The organism is Sphingobium rhizovicinum (assembly GCF_042647625.1).
GTDB classification, from domain to species: Bacteria; Pseudomonadota; Alphaproteobacteria; order Sphingomonadales; family Sphingomonadaceae; genus Sphingobium; species Sphingobium rhizovicinum.
In genome coordinates, this window is the sequence record NZ_JBHRVU010000004.1 from 2,148,683 (window position 1) to 2,168,448 (window position 19,766).

Consider the following 19,766-nt stretch of genomic DNA (forward strand, 5'->3'; position numbering starts at 1 on the left):
GCCCGCCAGGAGGGGGACGCTATGAACGCCCGCGCCATGGATCAATAGGTCAGGCGCGCGGTGATGCTGATCCGGCGATCGTTGAGCACCGAAGACTGCGGACGGCTGGGAATGCCGTAATAGGTCCGGTTTTCAGTGTTGGTCAGGTTCACGCCATCGACCGTCAGACCGAAATGATCGTTGACCGTGTAGGTCAGCGATGCGTCGAGCTGACCGCGCGCCGCATTGAAGATCGGCAATTCGCCGCTGCCATTGCCGCGTGTCGTGACGACATATTTGCTGCGCCAGTTATAGGCGACGCGGGCCGAAAGCGGTCCCTTGTCGTAGAAGCCGATCAGATTGTAGCTGTACTTGGACAGCTGCTCCAGCGGCACGATCAGCGCATTGCCTTCATTGTCGGTGGCAGCCGGGCTTGGCGCCTTGCTGTCGACATAGGTGAAGTTGGCCTGCACGCCAAAGCCCGACCACAGGCCCGGCAGGAAGTCGAAGAAGCTGTTGCCGCCCACTTCGAAGCCCTTGATCTTGCCATTGTCGCCATTGAGCGGCCGGCTGACCGACACGGTGAAGGGACCATTGCCGAAATCATAGGTTTCGTCGGTGGCGATGTTGGCGATGAAGCCATCCACCTTCTTGTAGAAACCGGCGGCATAGAGCGATCCGGTGCGCGAGAAATACCATTCCAGCGACGCATCGAACTGCTTGGCTTCCAGTGGCTTCAGATAGGGATTGCCCGAACTGGAGGTGCGGATGCCGTTGCCGGGGTTGAATTCGACAATGTTGATGTTGGGGTTGAGCTGCGAAAAGTCCGGCCGCGTCAGCCCCTTCGACGCCGCCAGACGCAGCTGGAGACGATCGGTGAAGTGATAGCGCAGGTTCAGGCTGGGCAGCGCCTTGGTATAGCTGGAATTGACGCTGATCGGGACATAGCTGATCGCACCATTGGTCGGTTCGCCATTGGGCAATTCAGCCTGCGGCGTCTGGACGCTGAAGCCGTCGGTCGCGACCTTGGTCTTGATCACGCGCACGCCGATATTGCCGTCCAGCGGGAAGCCGGCCTCCTCAAAGTCGAACTTTGCGACGCCATAGGCCGTATAGGTCTTTTCGCCCTGGGTGTTGCGATCGCTGGGCACATAGCTGACGCCGTCCAGCAGGGACTGGCGCTGCGACGCATCGACATAAGGGGCCAACGCCTGACGGGTGGCGTCATAATCCAGCACGATGCCGCGGCTGAAGAACACGCCGCCGGCGGGTACGCCCTGATAGCCGCGATACAGATCGCCGCGGAAGGGATGCACTTCATACAGATTGTCCGCCAGCGCGCTGGTGCCATAATAGGCATAGGTGCTGCTGTCGGTCACGGCGGTGCGATCCGTATAGCGCAGACCGCCCGAAATGGAGCGGATGATGCCGGCATCGAACTTATATTCGGCGTCCAGACGGCCGGCATATTCCTTGCCCACCGAATGATCGATATGGTCCAGATAGCCGCCGCCCAGCGGAGCGTAGTTGGCGATGTCCGTGACCGATCCATTGCCGTTGGCGGGGTTGCTGTCGGGCAGGATGTCCATGGTCGGCACGCCATTGCCCACGACCTGATACAGGCGTTCGGCATTGGAATGGAGGATGACGATGGAGCGCTGACCATCGGTCACGCCGCGAATGAACTGACCATCGGCGGTGACGGTCAGGTTGCTGGTCGGGTTCCACTTCACGTTCAGCGAGAAGTCGTTGGTGACGGATTTGCGACGTTCCAGGCTGGTGTTGGAATCGATCGGCACGTTGACGAAGGTGCCGCTGCGGAAATTGCCGTCATCGTCGAAGGTGAAGGGCGCGGTGTAATCCGGGGTGATCGAATTGGTGCCGGTATAGGCGAAGAAGCTATAGTCGCCATATTGGAACTTGTAATCCGAACGGACATATTCGCCCGTCACCAGCAGCGTGTCGGTCGGCTTCCACTGCACCGCAACGTCCGCGCCGATACGCTGGCGATCGCCCAGATACTGGCCGATGCCCACGCCATGGGGCAGATAGGTCGGCTTGCCCAGACGGCCCAGACCCTGCGCGGTCGCATAATCGGTGGCATTGTTAGGGGTGCCATCGGCCTTCAACGACTGGTCCAGCAGGAAGAAGGGCTGGCTGCTGATCTGATCCTGACGGAAGGCGGTCTTCTGATAGGCCAGGTCGACCAGCACGCCGATTTCACCAATGCCCGTGTCCCAACGGTTCGACAGCAGCAGGTTCGCCTGCGGCTTCGACTTGCCATACATGTCATAATAGTTGACGCTGGCGCTGGCCGACGCCTTGAACCCGTCGAAATCGAACGGCTTGCGCGTGCGCAGGTTGATGAGGCCGCCAATGCCGCCTTCGATCAGGTCGGCCGACGGATTTTTGTAGACATCGACGCCCGCCAGCAATTCGGACGGCACATCTTCCAGGCTCAGCGTGCGGCCGCCATTGGCCGTAAACACGTCGCGACCGTTAATTTCGGTGCGAACCTGGCTAAGGCCGCGAATGGCGACGGAGGAACCTTCGCCAAAGCTGCGCTGGATCTGAATGCCGGTGATGCGTTGCAACGCTTCGGCGACATTGCGGTCGGGCAACTTGCCAATGTCTTCGGCGACGATCGAATCCACGATCACATCGCTGTTGCGCTTGATCGACTGGGCGCTGGAAAGGCTGGCGCGCACGCCGGTGACGACGATGTCGCCCTCTTCGGCCGGGGGCGCTGCCTGTTCGGGCGCGGCGGCGTCCTGCGCATGGGCGCTGCATCCCAGCGCGACGCTGGCGATCGAAATCCCCGCCATCAACGCGGCGCGACGCGGCATGTGAATCATCTTGGTCATGGAACCCTTCCTCTCCCTGGCCCCTGGGTCGGAGCGCTGATCGATTCGAGACCGCACAGAGCGGCCAAAAACATTTCCCTTTCATGTCCCGGCCCGCATTGGGAGCGATACCAAGACGCGCTCCCATTACTCCCACATTTCAAATTATGAAATATAAAAATTGATTTCATGGGTGGATGGAGCTTAGTAGAGGCTTATCGGCAACGGTGGCTGCGGCCAGCGATGGTAGCGAAAACAAAAGGGGAGGCTCAGCATGACCGGCAAGACGCGCTATCAGGCGCCGGCGCTGACGAAGGGGCTGGAAATATTGGAGCTTCTCGCTTCCGCCAGCGAACCGTTGATCATGTCTGACATATCTACCGCATTGGGCCGATCCGTCAGTGAAATATTCCGCATGCTTCAGGTGCTGGAGGAGCATGGCTATATTGCCCGCGCCGAAGAAGGCTATCGGCTGACCAACCGTCTGTTCGCGCTGGGCATGAGCCAGCCGCCGATTCGCGATCTCGCCTCCACCGCCCTGCCGGTGATGCAGGATCTCGCGCGTCGGGCCGGGCAAAGCTGCCACCTCGCCGTCGCATCGGGCGCCGAAATGGTCGTCATCATCGCGATCGAAGCGCCCGGCCTGTCCGGCTTTGCCGTGCGCATCGGCTATCGTCGCCCGCTCCACCGCTCCAACAGCGGCCGCATTCTGCTCGCCTTCCAGTCGCCCGACGCGCGCTCCGCCATGCTGGCGGACATCAGCGCGACCGGCGACCTGTTCGACGAAGCCGAACTGATCGCGCGGCTGGATGCGGCTGTCGCCGCCGGCGGCGCCATTTCCCCCAGTCCGATGCTCACGGGCATTACCGACCTGTCCGCCCCGATACTGGTCGGCGGCGTCGCGCGCGCCGCGCTCACCATGCCCTTTGTCGATGGCGCTGCGAACCGGGCGACGCTGGAGGCGTGCGGCCAGATGGTCCGCGACGCCGCCCACGCAATCGGCACGGCCATGTCGCCAATAGTTACGATACCGATACGAAATGGCGAGGACGCCCAATGACCCTGCTCGATCGCCGCGCCGCCCTGATCGCCGCTGCCGGGCTTGCCGCCCTCCCCTCTTTTTCCGCCGCCCAGATCACCCCCACCGATGAAATCATCGATTTGTGGCCCGGCCCGCCCCCTGGCAGCACCGACGCGCGCATCATCCGCAAGATCGACGACCAGTCGAAAGACCCGGCCAAGCCCGATCGCTGGATCACCGGCATCGAACGCCCGATACTGGTGGTGCGCCGCCCCGCCCGCCCCAATGGCGCGGCAATGCTGGTGGTGCCCGGCGGCGGCTATGGCTTCCTGTCCTACGACAATGAAGGCACCAGTCAGGCCGCCTGGCTCAACGCACGCGGCATCACCGCCTTCATCCTGCTCTACCGCCTGCCCGGCGAAGGCTGGAAACAGCGGCAAGATGTCCCCCTTCAGGACGCGCAACGCGCCATGCGCATCATTCGCGCCCAAGCTGTCCAATTCGCTGTCTCAAAGGATCGGATCGGCGTGCTGGGCTTTTCCGCCGGCGGCCATCTGGCGGGATCGCTGGCCACCCGTCATGGCGAAAAAGTCTATGATTCCGTCGATGCAGCCGACCGCGAAACTGCCCGGCCCGATCTGGCCGCTCTTATCTATCCCGTGGTCAGCCTCGACGCGCCCTTCACCCATGGCGGATCGCGCGACATGCTGCTGGGCGAAGGCGCCGATACGCAGGTGCGCCGCAGCCGATCGGTCGAGTTGCGGGTCGATGCCGCCACCCCGCCCCTCTTCCTTGTCCATGCCAGCGATGACGGGCTGGTCCCGCCGGCCAACAGCATCGCCCTGTTTCAGGCGATGGAGGCCGCAAAGCGCCCGGTCGCGCTGCATATTTTCGAAGATGGCGGCCATGGCTTCGGCGTGCGCCTGCCCAAGGAGATGCAGGCAGCGGTCTGGCCGGAATTATTGACGACTTTCGCCGCAAAGCATGGATTGATCCCGGCATGAAACGGCTGATCGCCCTGCTGCTAACGCTCAGCGCCAGCGGCGCACTGGCCACGCCCGGCGACTACCAAAGCTCGCCCGAGCGGCGAACCGTAGTGGAAAAGGACTGGGGGCCATGGCTTGGTCCGTTCCGCGCCAAGCTGGTGCCCAGCATGATGCAGGATTTCGGCGAACGCTATCTTTACGCGCCCGCCAACGCCGCCCTGCCCGCGCCCAAGCCGGGCGAGCAGCGCGTCGTCTTTCTGGGCGATTCCATCACGGACCGCTGGAACCTGGCCGCCAGTTTCCCCGGCAAACCCTATGTCAATCGTGGCATCGGCAGTCAGGTGACGGCGCAAATGCTGCTGCGCTTCCATCAGGATGTCGTGGCGCTCAAGCCCAAGGTCGTGGTGATCCTGTCGGGCATCAACGATGTGCAAGGTTTCCTGCAGCAGGAAAGGCCCGACCAGATCGAGGCCAATTGGGAAGCGATGGCCGACATCGCCACCGCCCATCATATCAGGGTCGTGTTTGGATCGATCCTGCCGGTCAACAACTATACCGACGCCGCCAAGGATGTGGTGAAGGAGCGCAAGCCGGCCGAACTGGTGGCGCTCAACCAGTGGCTGCGCGCCTTTTGTGCGCAGCATGGCCATGTCTTCGCCGATTATCATAGCGCGATGGTCGATCCGAACGGCCTGATGACCGCCGCTTATACGCAGGACGGCGTGCATCCGCTCGACAGTGGCTATGCGGTGATGGCCCCGATCGCGCAGCGGGCGATCGACCGGGCGCTGCGAAAGAACTGAGAAAGGGAGAGATGCGGATGTTTCGCCTGACGGCTGCTCTTTGCGCGCTGGCTATCGCTGGCGCCGCGCATGCGGAAACCAAGGTGCCGGGCGATCCCCATGCCGACGATCCGGTTGGCATCGTCGCCGCCCCCTGCCCAGTCCATCCCAAGCCGACCGACGAGGCCGGCTGGAAATTTTGGAACCTGCACATGCTGACCCGCGATTTCGGGCAACTGTGCCGCTATGCCGCCGCCAACAAGGCGTTCGAAGGCCAGAAGGTGCGCGTCGTCTTCATGGGCGATTCCATTACCGACAACTGGATCAATCTGGACCCTGCGATGTTCCAGAACGGGCTGGTCGATCGCGGCATCAGCGGCCAGACGACGCAACAGATGCTGGTGCGCTTCCGCAATGACGTGATCGCGCTGAAGCCGCAGGCGGTCCACATCATGGCGATGACCAACGACATCGCCGGCAATACCGGCGCGGCGACGATGGAAACCGTGCTGGGCAACATCCAGACCATGGCCGATCTTGCCCGCGCCCATGGCATCAAGGTCATCATCGCCTCCGTCCCGCCCGCCGCCGCCTTCCCCTGGAGCCCGGGCATGACGCCCGCGCCGCAGGTCGCCGCGATCAACAAATGGCTGGCCGATTATGCTCGCGCCAACGGCTTCACCTTCGTCGATTATCATAGCGCGATGGCGCAACCCGATGGCGCGATGAAGCCGGGCCTGTCGAGCGACGGCGTCCATCCGACCAGGGAAGGCTATGCCATCATGCGCCCGCTGGCCGAAGCCGCGATCGCCAAGACTTTGGGGGAAAAGTGATGCAGGATTTCGGACGCCGATCCTTCCTGGCGGGCGCGGCCGCGCTGGGCCTTGCCAATGCCGCCCGCGCGGCCAGCCCTATGGGCACCGCCAAAGGCCCGGTGCAGGCAAGCTGGCCTTCGCTGGTCAACAATTACCGCTATCCCGACTGGTTCCGCGACGCGAAGCTGGGCATGTGGTCGCACTGGGGCCCGCAATCGGTGCCGGCGCAGGGCGACTGGTATGGCCGCTTCATGTATATGCAGGGCCACCCCATGTACGAGCATCACCTCAAGACCTACGGCCATCCGTCGGTCGCGGGGATGAAGGACATCCAGAATCTCTGGACCGCCGACAAGTGGGAGCCGGATGCGCTGATGGCCCGCTACCAGAAGGCGGGCGCCAAATATTTCATGGCGCTGGCCTGCCATCATGACAATCTCGATTGCTACGACAGCCGCTATCATGCCTGGAACAGCCTGCGCGTCGGGCCGAAGAAGGACATTGTCGGCATCTGGGAAAAAGCGGCGCGCAAGGCGGGCATGAAGTTCGGCGTGTCCAACCATGCCGCCCATGCCTGGCACTGGTATCAGCCGGCCTATGGCTATGACCCGATCGGCCCGAAGAAGGGCGTGCGTTACGACGCCTATACGCTGCGTAAGGCCGATGGCGTCGGCAAATGGTGGGACGGTCTCGATCCGCGCGAACTCTATACCGGCGGCCATGCCGTACTGCCCGACGGCATCGACACGATCGAGGCGATGGACAAATGGCATGACGCGAATAACGGCCAGTGGATCGAAACCGGGCCGAAGGACGATCCGGCCTATGTCACCCGCTGGCTGCTGCGCCAGACCGATCTGGTCGCGAAGTACAAGCCCGACATGGTCTATATGGACGATCATGAACTGCCCTTCGGCCCCGTAGGGCTGGAAGCGGCGGCGGACTATTATAACCGGTCGATCGAATGGCACGGCAAGATCGACGTCGTGCTGACCGGCAAGCAGTTGAAGCCTTATGCCCGGTTCGGCATGGTGCAGGATGTGGAGCGCGGCTTCACCGACCATCTATGGGACGAACCCTGGCAGACCGACACCTGCATCGGCGACTGGTTCTACAATGAAGCCCGGCTGCACGACAAAAGTTACAAGAGCGCGGAGGAAGTCATCCAGCGGCTGGCCGACGTCGTGTCGAAAAACGGCAATCTCATGCTCTCCATCCCGCAACCGGGCGATGGCTCCATCGACAGCGAGACGGAGAAGGTGCTGGACGGCATGGCCGGATGGATGACCCATGGCGGGGAGGCGATCTTCGGGTCGCGGCCCTGGCGCATCTATGGCGAAGGGCCGACGCAGCTGATTGCTGGCATGCAGAATGAAGAGAAAGCCAAGCCCTTCACCGCTCAGGACATTCGCTTCACCACCAACAAGGGAGCGCTCTATGCGCTGTTCCTGGGCCGGGCGCAGGGATCTACGACTATCCGCTCACTGGCGCGCGGCCGCACGGGCGGCCAGATCGAACGGGTGACACTGCTCGGCGGTGGCCCGCTTGCCTTCCGGCAGGATAGCGCGGGCCTTCATTTCACCATGCCGCATGGCGTCAATTTCGTGCCGGCCGTCCGCATCGACGGCCATGGCCTCGTTTAAGAACAGGGATTTACAGGGATGATCGCAAGAAAACTCACCGCCTTCGCGCTTGGCGCGTCCTGCCTTGCCATGGCTGCCCCCGCCTTTGCCGAACCGATGGCGCTGCTCGACCGTCATGGCAGCCGGGTCGCGGTGGAGCCTTATGCGCCCAACATCGTGCGCGTGACGATCGCGGTCGATCCTGACCTTGCCTCGGCCGCGCCGGGCGAAGGCCCCAACGCTAAGGCGGATGCGAGCGGCTGGACCCACCGCACCGACGCGACTGGCGATGTCTTCACCTCCTCTGCCATCAGCCTGACCATCGACGCCAAAGAATGGCCCAAGGCACCGACCCAGATGGAGCGCTATTTCGCGCCCGCCCTGCCGCCGGTCAGCCTGTCGGTGAAGGACGCCAGCGGCACGCTGCTCACCAAGATGACCGGCTGGGAAATGGCACCGGTGACGGTGAATGGCGAAAAGACCTTCAAGGTGGGCGCCAGCTTCGATTCCCCGGCCGACGAACATTATTATGGTCTGGGCCAGAACCAGGAAGGTTTCATGGATTTGCGCGGCAAGCAGATCGACTGTTCGCACAGCTATGATGCGCCGGCCGGCGAAACCGTCTGCGTCCCCTTCCTCGTCACCAACAAGGGCTATGGCATCGTCTGGGACAATCCGGCCCGCACTTTGGTATGGCCGGGCCTGCACAGCAGCACTCGCTTCCAGAGCCAGGTCGGCGAGCGCGTCTCCTTCTTCGTCATCACCGGCAAGAGCACGGACGAACTTTATGCCGGTTACGCAAAGCTGACCGGCGCCACGCCGCTGCCGCCCAAGGCCGGTTTCGGCCTGATCCAGAGCAAGGCGCGCTATGAGAGCCAGAAGGAACTGCTCGACATCGCCAATGGCTATCGCCAGCGCAATCTGCCGCTCGACGTCATGGTGCTCGACTGGTTCTACTGGACCCGCATGGGTCAGCTTGACATCGACCACACCTATTATCCCGATCCCAAGGGGATGAACGACACGCTCAACGCCATGGGCATGCGATCGATCATCAGCGTGTGGCCGCGTTTCGAGCGCGAAGGCCGCTATTTTGAATATTTGAAGGCGAAGGGCTGGTTCCTGCATGACAAGGATGGCAATCTGATCGACGGCCTGCCGATGCGATCCGACCGTGCCGGCGCGCTGATCGACAGCACCAATCCGCAGGCGCGCGAATGGTTCTGGGGCAAGATCCGCGACAATATCGCAAGCCAGGGCTTCGACTGGTTCTGGCTGGACGAAACGGAACCGGATCTGATCCCCGACGGCTATCAATATTCGATCGGATCGGGCGACCGTTACCATAACCTGTTCCCGCTGGTGCACACCACCGGTGTCGCCGAAGGATCGGAGCGGGACCGGCCCAATTTCCGCAACATGATCCTGGCCCGCGCCGCCTATCTGGGATCGCAGCGCAATGGCGGCCTCTTCTGGTCGTCGGACGTCAAATCGACCTGGGAAGCGCTGGAGCGGCAGGTGCCCGCCGGCCTCAACTTCACCGCGTCAGGCCTGGCCTATTGGGGCAGCGACATTGGCGGCTGGCAGTGGCCGAGCGGCCCGAAGGCGGAAAATCCGATCCTGGTCGATCCGGCAGGCGCGACAGCGATGGGCGCGGACTATCCCGACTATCCCGAACTGTTCGTGCGCTGGTTCGAATATAGTGTCTTCACGCCCACGCTGCGCATCCATGGCCAGCGCCCAGGCACGGCGCTGTGGGAATATGGCAAGGCGGCTGAGCCGATTCTGGCCGACTGGCTGCGCCTGCGCTACACGCTGGTCCCCTATATCTACGCGCTGGGCCGCCACACCTATGATACGGGCGCGCCCTTCATGCGCGGCCTGTTCATGGACTTCCCGAACGATCCCAAAGTGTCGGACATCGGCGACCAATATATGTTCGGCCCCGCCTTCCTGGTCGCCCCAGTGACCAAGCAGGGCCAGACCAAGCGGTCGGTCTATCTGCCCGCCGGCACCGCCTGGTATGACTATTGGACCAACCAGAAATATGAAGGCGGCCAGACGATCGAGGTGGATACCCCGATCAACCGCATCCCGCTGTTCGTGAAAGCCGGGTCGATCGTGCCGATGGGTGTGCAGGTGAAGAGCACGGCCGAGAAGCAGGCCTTGGAAAGCATCCGGGTTTATCCGGGTGCCGACGCGCGCTTCACCCTTTATGACGATGACGGCACGACCAATGCCTATCGCAAGGGCGGCATGAAGGCCGAACTGGTCTGGGACGACAAGGCAAAGACGCTGACGAGCAAGACGAAGCTGCCCACCGGTCAGGCAATCGCCGGTCTGGTGCAGATCGTCGGTCAATAAGGAGACAAGAAGACATGACGGGTATCAACCGCCGCCAACTGGGTATGGGGCTTGGCGCCGCAGCGCTGGGCGCGGGCCTTGCCGGCTCGACGAGCGCTTCTGCGCAGACCGCCGCCGCTGGCGCGCCGCAAGGCAATCTCGCCTTCCCTTCCGACTTCCTCTGGGGCTGCGCCACCGCTGCCTACCAGATTGAGGGCGCCGTGAATGAGGATGGCCGGGGCCAGACCAACTGGGATGTATTTTCGCACACCCCCGGCAAGGTCGCCAATGGCGACACCGGCGACGTCGCCTGCGACAGCTATCATCGCTATCAGGACGACATTGCCCTGCTGAAGGCGCTGGGCGTCAAGGCCTATCGCTTCTCGATCGCCTGGTCGCGTATCTTCCCCAATGGCCGGGGCAAGCCCAATGCCAAGGGGCTGGATTATTATAACCGGCTGGTCGACGGGCTGCTGGCGGCGGGCATCACCCCCCATGTCACCATGTTCCACTGGGATCTGCCCCATGCCCTGCCGGGCGGCTGGCAGAACCGCGACACCAGCTATGCCTTCGCCGACTATGCCGGCTATACGGCGGGCAAGCTGGGCGACCGCGTGCAGAACTTCATGACGCTCAACGAACTGCGCTGCTTCACTGATCTGAGCTACATGACCGGCGGCAAGGCGCCGGGCCTGAAGCTGCCGATGAAGGACGTCAATCAGGTGCGCCACCATGGCGTGCTGGCCCATGGCCTGGGCGTGCAGGCGATCCGCGCCGCGACCAAGTCGGGCACGCAGGTCGGCATTGCGGATAATCCCAACATCTATGTGCCGGCGATCGAGACGCCCGAGCATATCGAGGCGGTGAAGAAGGCCGTGCGCGAAGAGAACGCCATGTTCCTGACCGCGATCATGGAAGGCCGCTACATCGACAGCTACCTGACTGCGCAGGGCAAGGATGCGCCGGTGGTCAAGGAAGGCGACATGAAGCTGATCGGCGCGCCGCTCGATTTCCTGTCGGTCAATGTCTATACCGGCAACACCGTCCGCGCCGACGAAACTGCGCCGTCGGGCTACAAGATCCTGCCCCATCCGGGTCAGGCGCCGCGCATGCCCTCCCCCTGGCTCTACGTCACGCCGGAGGTCATCTATTGGGGGATGCGCGCCATTAGCGAGAACTGGAAGCCCAAGGGCCTCTACATCTCCGAAAATGGCTGCTCGGCCGACGATACGGTCGCAGCGGACGGCAAGGTTTATGACACCGACCGCGTCATGTATTTGCGCAACTACCTCACCCATCTTCAGCGCGCGACCCGCGAAGGCATCCCGGTGAAGGGCTATTTCGTCTGGAGCCTGATGGACAATTTCGAGTGGGAGGATGGCTATACCAAGCTGTTCGGCATCCACCATGTCGACTTCAAGACCCAGAAGCGCACGCCCAAGCTCAGCGCGGACTGGTATCGCGAACTGGTCCGCACCAACAAGCTGGTGTGATCGGATGATGGGACGGCCCGGCGATCCGGGCCGTCCTTACCGTTCGAACAGCCGATCGGCCAGCGGCTCGCGCGCCTGCCAGCCGCGCTGTTCCAGTTCCGGCGTGTCGGACGGCTGGGCCGGATAGCCGATGCACAACAAGGCGATCAGCGTCCATTCGCCCGGCACATCGAGCATCGCCGCCAGCGCTGCCGGATCGACAATCGACACCCACCCCATGCCGATTTCCCGCGCCCGCGCCGCCAGCCACAGGCCATGGATCGCCATCACCGTCGAATAGCGCAGCATTTCCGGCATGGTGGCGATGCCCAGCCCATGCCCCGCGACCGGCCGATCATCGGAAAAGACGGCGAGGATTTCCGGCGCCTCCCGCAGGCCATGCAATTTCAGCCTGCTATACTGATCGCGCTGGGCGGGATCGGCATAACGCTCCGCCGCCGCCACTATCTGCGCATCGACATGCTCGGCTATCGCCACGCGCCGCGCGCCCGATCGCACCCGCACCAGCCGCCAAGGCTGGGCATGACCGACCGAGGGCGCCAGACTGACGCTGGCCAGCAGCGCCTGTATATCGCTCTCCGGCACCGGGTCCGTGCGGAAATGGCGCACGTCCCGCCGCCAGCGCATCAGGGCGTCGAGTTGCTCCACAAAAGCCGCATCGAAATCCGGCGGGCCATTGGTCAAAATTCGATGCCCTTCTGCGCCTTCACCCCCGATCGGAAGGGATGCTTCACCATCACCATGTCGGTAACAAGGTCCGCCGCCTCGATCAGCGCGTCGGGCGCATTGCGGCCGGTAATGATCACATGCTTCATCGGATCGCGCGCATTCACCGCCGTCAACACTTCATCGACCGGCAGATAGTCATAGCGCAGCACGATATTGAGTTCATCGGCCAGCACCATAGCATAGCTGGGATCGGCGATCATCCGCTTCACCTCATCCCAGGCGGCGCGGGTGGTGGCGATGTCGCGGGCGCGATCCTGCGTGTTCCAGGTAAAGCCCTCGCCCATTGGCTGGAATTCGACATGATCGGGGAAGGCGTCGAACACGGCCTTTTCGCCGGTCGCCATCGCGCCCTTCACGAACTGGACGACGCCGACCTTCATGTCGTGGCCGATGGCGCGCACGACCATGCCCAGCGCGGCGCTGGTCTTGCCCTTGCCCTTGCCGGTATGGACGATCAGCAGCCCCTTTTCCTGGGTCTTGTTGGCCATGATCTTTGCCTGCGCCGCCTGTTTCTTGCGCATTTTTTCGGCGTGGCGGGCTTCGTCCGCTTCGCTCATTTCGCTTCCTTCCGCATCAGATAGACATCCATGATCCAGCCATGCCGCGCCCGCAGCGCCGCCCGTTCGGCGATGATGCGGGGGCCGACCTCGCTAAGCGGCCCGGCAATCAGCGCCTGCTGCACCATGCCCAGATAGGCACCCCACCAGATGGTGATGCCGGCCGGATCGACCGCCTGAAACGCGCCGCCACCATCCAGCATTACCGCAACACTGTCTGCCTGAACGGGCCAGCCATGGTCGCGCAATTGCCGACCCGTGGTGATGATGACCGGCTCGGCCAGCGCATTCAGGGGAATGGCATGGGCGGCGGTCAGCGCCTGGAGGCTGCTGATCCCCGGCACCACAGTGACGCACAGGTCCATGCCCTGCCCGCGCAGCCGCTCGGCAATGCGCAACGTGCTGTCATAAAGGGACGGGTCGCCCCAAACGAGCAAGGCGAGCCTGCCGCCATCCGGCAGATGGTGCGCGATTTGCGCGGCCCAGCAAGCGGCGATGGCGTCATGCCAGTCTTTCACTGCGCCCAGATAATCGCCCTGCGCGCGGCGAACCGGCAGGTCGAATTCGACCACCTTGGTCGCGCTGGTCAGCATATCGGCACATATCTGCCGCCGCACCGCAATCAGATCACTCTTCTCCTCGCCCTTGCGCGGCAGCAGGATCAGGTCGGCGGCATTCATCGCCCGGATCGCCGCCAGCGTCAGTTGCTGTGCATCGCCGGTGCCTATGCCGATGAGGGTAAGGTCGATCATCGGGCGGGCGCGATCATGTGGAAGAAAGTGCCGGTCACTTGGTTACGATGCGATCCGGTTTCGGGAACGGCGGTGCCATCAGCATCCGTGACATAGGCGAGCGGCGCATCGGGCTGCTCAATGATCGTCGAATAATGAAATTCATGCCCGCGTAGCGCCGTACCGGCCGCCATGCCCGCGACCGGGGCGAGCAGCGCCGCATGGCGATAACCCAGATGCATCCGCCGCTGCGCATAGCTGGTGACGAGACCGAGCAGCCCGGCCATGGCATGACGTTCGCCCGCCTTGTCGATCAGCGCTTCGCCCAGCACCATATAGCCGCCGCATTCGCCATGGACCGGGCGGCTTTGCGCATGGCGACGCAGCCCGGCGAGGAAGCGCGACGCCGCAGCGATCCGCCCGGCATGGAGTTCGGGATAGCCGCCCGGCAGCCAGACGAGATCGGCATCGGCCGCAGGCGCTTCGTCGGCCAATGGCGAGAAGGGCAGTATCTCCGCCCCGGCCCGGCGCCAGCCTTCCAGCAGGTGGGGATAGGTGAAGGAAAAGGCTTCGTCGCGCGCCAGAGCGATGCGCTGGGCGGGCGGCAATGGCAGGCCATCGCCCTGCCCCAGCACATTCCCCTGCGCCGCCTGCCTAATAGCCTCCAAATCGGCATGGTCACGCAGGAAAGCCGCATAATCGGCGATGGCGCGATCCAGATCGGGATGCTCGACCGCCTGCACCAACCCCAGATGCCGCTCCGGCAGCGTCAGGTCGCCACGCCGGGGCAGCGCGCCCAGCACCCTGATCCCCGCCGCCTCCATGCCCCGCCGCGCCAGCCGCTCATGGCGCGGACTGGCAACCCGGTTCAGGATCACTCCGGCAAAGGGCAGGTCGGGATCGAAACGGGCAAAGCCCAGCGCAGTGGCGGCCGCGGACTGGGCCTGCCCCGATACATCGATCACCAGCACCACCGGCCATCCCATGCGCTTTGCAATATCGGCGCTCGCGCCATGGCCGGTCCCACCGATGCTGGCGACGCCATCATAGAGCCCCATCGATCCCTCGGCGATGACGAGGTCCGCGCCAGTCGCCTCTGCCGCGATGGCGTCGATCAGGCCCGGCGTCATCGCCCAGCTATCAAGGTTGAAGGACGCCCTTCCACAGGCGGCACGGTGAAAAGCGGGATCGATATAGTCCGGCCCGCTCTTATAGGGCTGCACGGTCAGGCCATCTTCGGACAACGCCCGCAGCAGCCCCAGCATCACCGTGGTCTTGCCGGTGCCCGAAGCAGGCGCGGCGATCATCAGGCCGGGGGCGCTCATTCGCTGGACTCCGCAAAGCGCGAATCCGCCGATTGCGGACGGAAACGGCGGTCATAATCCGGCGCGTAAAGGCTGCTTTCGCCGAAGTCGGGCGATCCCAGCACCTGCCCCACAAGGATCAGGGCGGTACGCTCCATGCTGCCTGCGACGGCCTGCTCGATAGTGGAAAGCGTGGCGCGGACAATGCGCTGGTCGGGCCAGCTTGCCCGCCACACCACCGCCACCGGGCAATCTGCGCCATGATGCGGGATCAGGTTCTCCACCGTCTGCGCCAGATTATGGATCGACAGATGGATGGCCAGCGTCGCGCCGGTCGCGCCAAAGGCGGCAAGGCTTTCGGCCGATGGCATGGTGCTGGCGCGACCGGGCGTGCGCGTCAGCACCAGCGACTGGGCTAGGCCCGGCAGGGTCAGTTCCGCCTCCAGCGCAGCGGCGGCAGCGGCAAAGGACGGCACGCCGGGCGTCACGTCGAAGGGGATGTTCAACGCCCGCAGCCGCCGCAACTGCTCGCCCACCGCCGACCAGATCGACAGGTCGCCCGAATGGAGCCGCGCCACATCATGGCCATCGGCATGGGCGGCGGCCATTTCGGCGATGATATCGTCCAGCGACAGTGGCGCCGTATTCACGATCCGCGCGCCGGGCGGACAATGGTCGAGCAGAGCCGCCGGGACCAGCGATCCGGCATAGAGGCAGACCGGCGATCCCTCGATCAGATCACGCCCGCGCAGGGTCAGCAGGTCGGGCGCGCCGGGGCCGGCACCGATGAAGTGGATGGTCATGAGGTCGCTCCCTGGGCGATGGCGCAGGTCGCCATGCGATCGGATGAAATGCAGCGATGGACGATCAGCCGCGCGCCGGGGCCAGCGGCGGCCAGCGCGGCGGCTTCGCTGACGCTGCCTACCCCACGTTCCGCCAGACTGGCGATCGATCGGGTCGGCGTGACTATGGCGGTCAACACGTCGGGCACCACACCGATGACAGACAGGCCCAGTTCCGTCGCCAAAGCCTCCAGCAACGGCAGCTTGTCCTGCGGCGAGGCCAGATGAGTGATCGTCAGGCGGCCATGCCGCGCACCCTCCAGCGCCAGATGCAGCGACTCGACCGTCGCCCCTGTACGAAAACCGAAACCGGCGACGATCATAGGGTGACGCTCCACTGCACCAGCGGATAACTGGCGCGCCAGCCCCGCCGCGACCCGATCGGCGCGACTTCGGCCAGTTCGACCCGCAGCAGATGCCCGCCCTTCTCCGCCTGCCAGCGCACCAGCAGCGCTTCGGACTCCAGCGTCACCGCATTGGCCACCAGCCGCCGCCCGGCGGGCAATCGCGCCCAGAGCGTTTCAAGCAAGGCCTGCGACAGCCCGCCGCCGATGAACACCGCATCCGGCACGCCGTCTGGCAGCAGTTCCGGCGCGCTGCCGGTCAGGACCGCGATCCGGTCGACGCCCAGCGCATCGGCATTGGTCCTGATCCGCGCGGCGCGCACCGGATCATGCTCCACGGCGACTGCCCGATTGGCAGGATGGGCGAGCAGCCATTCGATCCCGATCGATCCCGACCCCGCGCCAATGTCCCAAAGCAATTCACCGGGACGAGGTGCCAGTGCCGACAGCGTCAGCGCGCGCACCGGACGCTTGCTGATCTGGCCATCATGCTCGAACCAGTCGTCGCTGATCCCTGAAGCACTGGGCAGCACCCGCCCCTCGCCCGCAGTATCGATGCCGATCGCGACCGGATGGGTGACATCATCCGGGATCGAACCGTCGGCCGAGATGGCCCGGACTCGTTCACGCGGACCGCCCAGCGCTTCCAATATGTGTATGGTCGATGCGCCAAAGTCCTGATCGCCCAAATAGGCAGCGACCTCCCCCACCGCCGCGCCATCCCGAAGCAGCGCCAATATGCGCCGCCCCGGCGCCAGATGCGGCCGCAACCGTGGCACCGGCGCGGCATGAAGTGCGGTGCAGGCTATATCCTGCACCGCCCAGCCCAGCCGCGCCGCCGCCAGCGCAAAGGTCGAGGGCGCGGGATGCGCCACCCACTCGCCCGGCTCCAGATGCCGGGTCAGACTGCTCCCCGCGCCGAACCAAAAGGGATCGCCCGACGCCAGCGCCACGACGCGCCGGCCCCGCGCGGCCAGCAGCAAATTAATGCCGTCGGCGAAGGGGACTGGCCATTCGACCGCCTGCCCCCTATGCTCCCCCAGCAGCGCCAGATGCCGGGCCGGTCCCATGACCAGTTCCGCCGCCTCGATCGCCGCGCGGGCCGGCGATGCCAGCCCGTCCCATCCATCCTCGCCCAAGCCGACGATCGTCAGCCATGGCTCTTCCGGACGCTCAGCCATGCGCAACATCCTGATTTTGGGCGGAACCACCGAAGCGAGCGCGCTGGCCCGCTTGCTGGCCGAACGCGGCGAGCAGACGACGCTCAGCTATGCGGGCCGGGTCGACAATCCCCGGCCGCAACCGGTGCCGGTGCGCGTCGGCGGCTTTGGCGGCGCGGAGGGACTGGCCGCCTATGTGCGCCACCAAGGCATCACCCATCTGGTCGACGCCACTCACCCCTTCGCCGCTATGATGAGCGGCAATGCCGTCATGGCCGCGCGACAGACCGGCATCCCCCTCATCGCCCTGACGCGCCCCGAGTGGCGCGCGGAAGAGGGCGACCAATGGACCCATGTGCCCGACATCGCCGCTGCTATCGCTGCGCTGGATGGCTCCGCCCGCCGCATCATGCTGGCGCTCGGCCGGATGCATGCCGATGCCTTCGCTGCCCAGCCGCAACATTTCTATCTGCTGCGCTTCGTCGACGCACCAGTGATCCCTCCCGCGCTGCCCAACCATCATCTGCTGGTCGATCGCGGCCCCTTCGATGCCGATGGCGACATGCGGCTGATGCAGGACCATGGCATCGACCTCATCCTCTGCAAGAATGCCGGCGGCACCGGCGCGCAGGCGAAGCTGATCGCCGCCCGTCGCCTCGGCCTGCCCGTGCTGATGATCGATCGCCCCGCTCTGCCCGACCGGCTCGAGGCCCATGATCCGCGCACCGTGCTGCACTGGCTGGATCATATGACCGACCGGGGCGTGTAGAGGATCGGCGCACCGGCACGCGTAATGACCCGCGTCTGGCTCGACCCGATGATGATCATGGTGCGCATATCCGCCATCTCCGGCTTCGCCTGCGACAACGGCACGATAGTCAGCACTTCCTCCGGTGTCGAAACGGCGCGCGCGAACAGGATTGGCCGATCATCATCACAGGCCTCACGCAACAAGCCGAGCGTGCGGGCAAAGCCCTCCGGCCGCGCCTTCGAACGGGGATTGTAGAGGGCAATGGCAAAGTCCGCCTCGACCGCCAGCCGCAACCGCCGCTCGATCAACTCCCAGGGCTTGAGATTATCCGACAGGTTGATCGCGCAGAAATCATGGCCCAGCGGCGCGCCCACCCGTGCGCTCGCCGCCAGCATCGCGGTAATGCCGGGCAGCACCCTTATATCGATGTCCCGCCATGTATCCGGCCCCGCCTCCAGCGCTTCGAACACCGCCGCCGCCATGGCGAAGACGCCCGGATCGCCCGACGACACCACCACCACGCGCCGCCCCGCCGCCGCCATTTCCAGCGCATGGGCCGCCCGCTCCCCCTCCACCCGATTGTCGGTGGGGTGCAGGGTCAGTCCGTCGCGCGGCGCAACTCGCGCGACATAGGGGATATAGCCGACAATGTCGGTCGCCTGCGCCAGCGCCGTCGTGACTTCAGGCGTCACCAGCGCCTCGTTGCCCGGCCCCAGCCCGGCAACCACCAACCAGCCGCTCATGGCCGCCGCCCCTGTCCGTGGATCAGCAGGATCGAGAAATAGGGGGTAACGCTGTCCGCCTCCCGCAAAGGCGTCACCTTCTGCTCCGGCATGGCCGCATGTTCGACCAGCCAGGCCTCGGCCTCGCGCCCGGCCGCCGCCACCGCACGGCGCAGCTTGGGCAGGTTGCGGCCGATCTTCATCACCACCAGCGCGTCGGTATCGCGGATACGACGAACCAGAACCTCCTCCGGCAAAGTCGCCATCAGCACCGTCAGCACGTCGTCGCCCCAGGTGATCGGCGCGCCGCTAGCGGTCCAGGCCCCCGCCATGCCGCTGATCCCCGGCACGATCCGCACCGGCACCACGCCCGTCAGCCGGCTGTGCAGATGCATGAAGGACCCATAGAAAAAGGGATCGCCCTCACACAGCACCACCACATCCTCGCCCGCCTGCGCCAGCGCGGCCAGTCGTTCGGTGCAATCGGCATAGAAGGCGGACAGGCTTTCATTATAGCGCGGATCGCTCAGCGGAATTTCCGTCGTCACCGGATATTCCATTGCAATCTCGATCGCGTCGTGGCGCAGCATCCCCTCGACAATGCGGCGCGCCTGACCGGGGCGGCCGGCCTTGCGGAAATAAGCGATATGGCGCGCACCGCGCACCAGCCGGTCGGTGCGCACGCTCATCAGATCCTGCGCGCCGGGGCCAAGGCCCACGCCATGAATGGTGCCGGGCATGT

Annotated in this window: 18 protein-coding genes; 8 read left to right on the plus strand and 10 right to left on the minus strand. The window is 64.6% G+C overall.

Going from position 1 to position 19,766, the window contains the following annotated elements:
• Positions 1-41: 41 nt before the first annotated feature.
• A complete protein-coding gene (locus tag ACFOKF_RS11595) occupies positions 42-2,843 on the minus strand; it encodes a TonB-dependent receptor (RefSeq protein WP_380795780.1) in 2,802 nt (933 codons plus the stop codon).
• Positions 2,844-3,096: 253 nt separating this feature from the next.
• Here ACFOKF_RS11595 and ACFOKF_RS11600 point away from each other — a divergent pair, with 253 nt between their 5' ends.
• The 7 genes from ACFOKF_RS11600 to ACFOKF_RS11630 are packed head-to-tail and all read left to right on the plus strand — an operon-like array spanning position 3,097 to position 11,884.
• Complete coding sequence (locus tag ACFOKF_RS11600; protein ID WP_380795782.1) at positions 3,097-3,882, plus strand: IclR family transcriptional regulator; 786 nt, start codon at positions 3,097-3,099, stop codon at positions 3,880-3,882.
• Entirely contained in the window at positions 3,879-4,847 is a 969-nt protein-coding gene (locus tag ACFOKF_RS11605; protein WP_380795784.1) for an alpha/beta hydrolase, read from the plus strand. The genes ACFOKF_RS11600 and ACFOKF_RS11605 overlap by 4 nt, the downstream gene beginning before the upstream one ends.
• Positions 4,844-5,632, plus strand: coding sequence for a GDSL-type esterase/lipase family protein (locus ACFOKF_RS11610; protein WP_380795786.1), 789 nt, complete (start codon positions 4,844-4,846; stop codon positions 5,630-5,632). The genes ACFOKF_RS11605 and ACFOKF_RS11610 overlap by 4 nt, the downstream gene beginning before the upstream one ends.
• A 17-nt stretch (positions 5,633-5,649) precedes the next feature.
• A complete protein-coding gene (locus ACFOKF_RS11615) occupies positions 5,650-6,444 on the plus strand; it encodes an SGNH/GDSL hydrolase family protein (protein ID WP_380795787.1) in 795 nt (264 codons plus the stop codon).
• Positions 6,444-8,069: an alpha-L-fucosidase gene (locus ACFOKF_RS11620; RefSeq protein ID WP_380795789.1), complete on the plus strand. Its 1,626-nt coding sequence runs from the start codon at positions 6,444-6,446 to the stop codon at positions 8,067-8,069. The genes ACFOKF_RS11615 and ACFOKF_RS11620 overlap by 1 nt, the downstream gene beginning before the upstream one ends.
• Positions 8,070-8,087: 18 nt before the next feature.
• Positions 8,088-10,412, plus strand: coding sequence for a glycoside hydrolase family 31 protein (locus ACFOKF_RS11625; protein ID WP_380795791.1), 2,325 nt, complete (start codon positions 8,088-8,090; stop codon positions 10,410-10,412).
• Between the two features lie 14 nt (positions 10,413-10,426).
• Positions 10,427-11,884 carry a GH1 family beta-glucosidase gene (locus ACFOKF_RS11630; RefSeq protein ID WP_380795793.1) on the plus strand — a complete coding sequence of 486 codons (1,458 nt, stop codon included), beginning with the start codon at positions 10,427-10,429 and terminating at the stop codon, positions 11,882-11,884.
• Between the two features lie 36 nt (positions 11,885-11,920).
• Here ACFOKF_RS11630 and bluB read toward each other — a convergent pair whose 3' ends face one another.
• Genes bluB through cbiE form a run of 7 tightly spaced genes read right to left on the minus strand, consistent with a single transcriptional unit; the run spans position 11,921 to position 17,572 of the window.
• Complete coding sequence (bluB, locus tag ACFOKF_RS11635) at positions 11,921-12,568, minus strand: 5,6-dimethylbenzimidazole synthase (protein ID WP_380795795.1); 648 nt, start codon at positions 12,566-12,568, stop codon at positions 11,921-11,923.
• Positions 12,565-13,170: a cob(I)yrinic acid a,c-diamide adenosyltransferase gene (gene cobO / locus ACFOKF_RS11640; RefSeq protein ID WP_380795796.1), complete on the minus strand. Its 606-nt coding sequence runs from the start codon at positions 13,168-13,170 to the stop codon at positions 12,565-12,567. The genes bluB and cobO overlap by 4 nt, the downstream gene beginning before the upstream one ends.
• Positions 13,167-13,922, minus strand: a complete 756-nt coding sequence (gene cobF, locus ACFOKF_RS11645; protein WP_380795797.1) for a precorrin-6A synthase (deacetylating) — start codon at positions 13,920-13,922, stop codon at positions 13,167-13,169. Before cobF ends, cobO begins: the two co-directional genes overlap by 4 nt.
• Positions 13,919-15,226: a cobyrinate a,c-diamide synthase gene (locus ACFOKF_RS11650; protein ID WP_380795799.1), complete on the minus strand. Its 1,308-nt coding sequence runs from the start codon at positions 15,224-15,226 to the stop codon at positions 13,919-13,921. Before ACFOKF_RS11650 ends, cobF begins: the two co-directional genes overlap by 4 nt.
• Positions 15,223-16,008: a precorrin-4 C(11)-methyltransferase gene (gene cobM / locus ACFOKF_RS11655; RefSeq protein ID WP_380795800.1), complete on the minus strand. Its 786-nt coding sequence runs from the start codon at positions 16,006-16,008 to the stop codon at positions 15,223-15,225. The genes ACFOKF_RS11650 and cobM overlap by 4 nt, the downstream gene beginning before the upstream one ends.
• Positions 16,005-16,370: a cobalamin biosynthesis protein gene (locus tag ACFOKF_RS11660; protein ID WP_380795802.1), complete on the minus strand. Its 366-nt coding sequence runs from the start codon at positions 16,368-16,370 to the stop codon at positions 16,005-16,007. The genes cobM and ACFOKF_RS11660 overlap by 4 nt, the downstream gene beginning before the upstream one ends.
• Positions 16,367-17,572 (minus strand): precorrin-6y C5,15-methyltransferase (decarboxylating) subunit CbiE, encoded by a 1,206-nt coding sequence (gene cbiE, locus ACFOKF_RS11665; protein ID WP_380795804.1) that lies wholly within the window; start codon positions 17,570-17,572, stop codon positions 16,367-16,369. The genes ACFOKF_RS11660 and cbiE overlap by 4 nt, the downstream gene beginning before the upstream one ends.
• Between cbiE and ACFOKF_RS11670 the strand changes: the two genes are divergently transcribed.
• Positions 17,571-18,320, plus strand: a complete 750-nt coding sequence (locus ACFOKF_RS11670; protein ID WP_380795805.1) for a cobalt-precorrin-6A reductase — start codon at positions 17,571-17,573, stop codon at positions 18,318-18,320. The two genes, cbiE and ACFOKF_RS11670, sit on opposite strands and share 2 nt — an antisense overlap.
• Here the strand turns inward: ACFOKF_RS11670 and cobJ are convergent.
• Both cobJ and cobI read right to left on the minus strand, forming a co-directional pair.
• Positions 18,296-19,045 carry a precorrin-3B C(17)-methyltransferase gene (gene cobJ, locus ACFOKF_RS11675; RefSeq protein ID WP_380795807.1) on the minus strand — a complete coding sequence of 250 codons (750 nt, stop codon included), beginning with the start codon at positions 19,043-19,045 and terminating at the stop codon, positions 18,296-18,298. The genes ACFOKF_RS11670 and cobJ overlap by 25 nt on opposite strands.
• Positions 19,042-19,764: a precorrin-2 C(20)-methyltransferase gene (cobI, locus tag ACFOKF_RS11680; protein WP_380797764.1), complete on the minus strand. Its 723-nt coding sequence runs from the start codon at positions 19,762-19,764 to the stop codon at positions 19,042-19,044. Before cobI ends, cobJ begins: the two co-directional genes overlap by 4 nt.
• Positions 19,765-19,766: the final 2 nt, after the last annotated feature.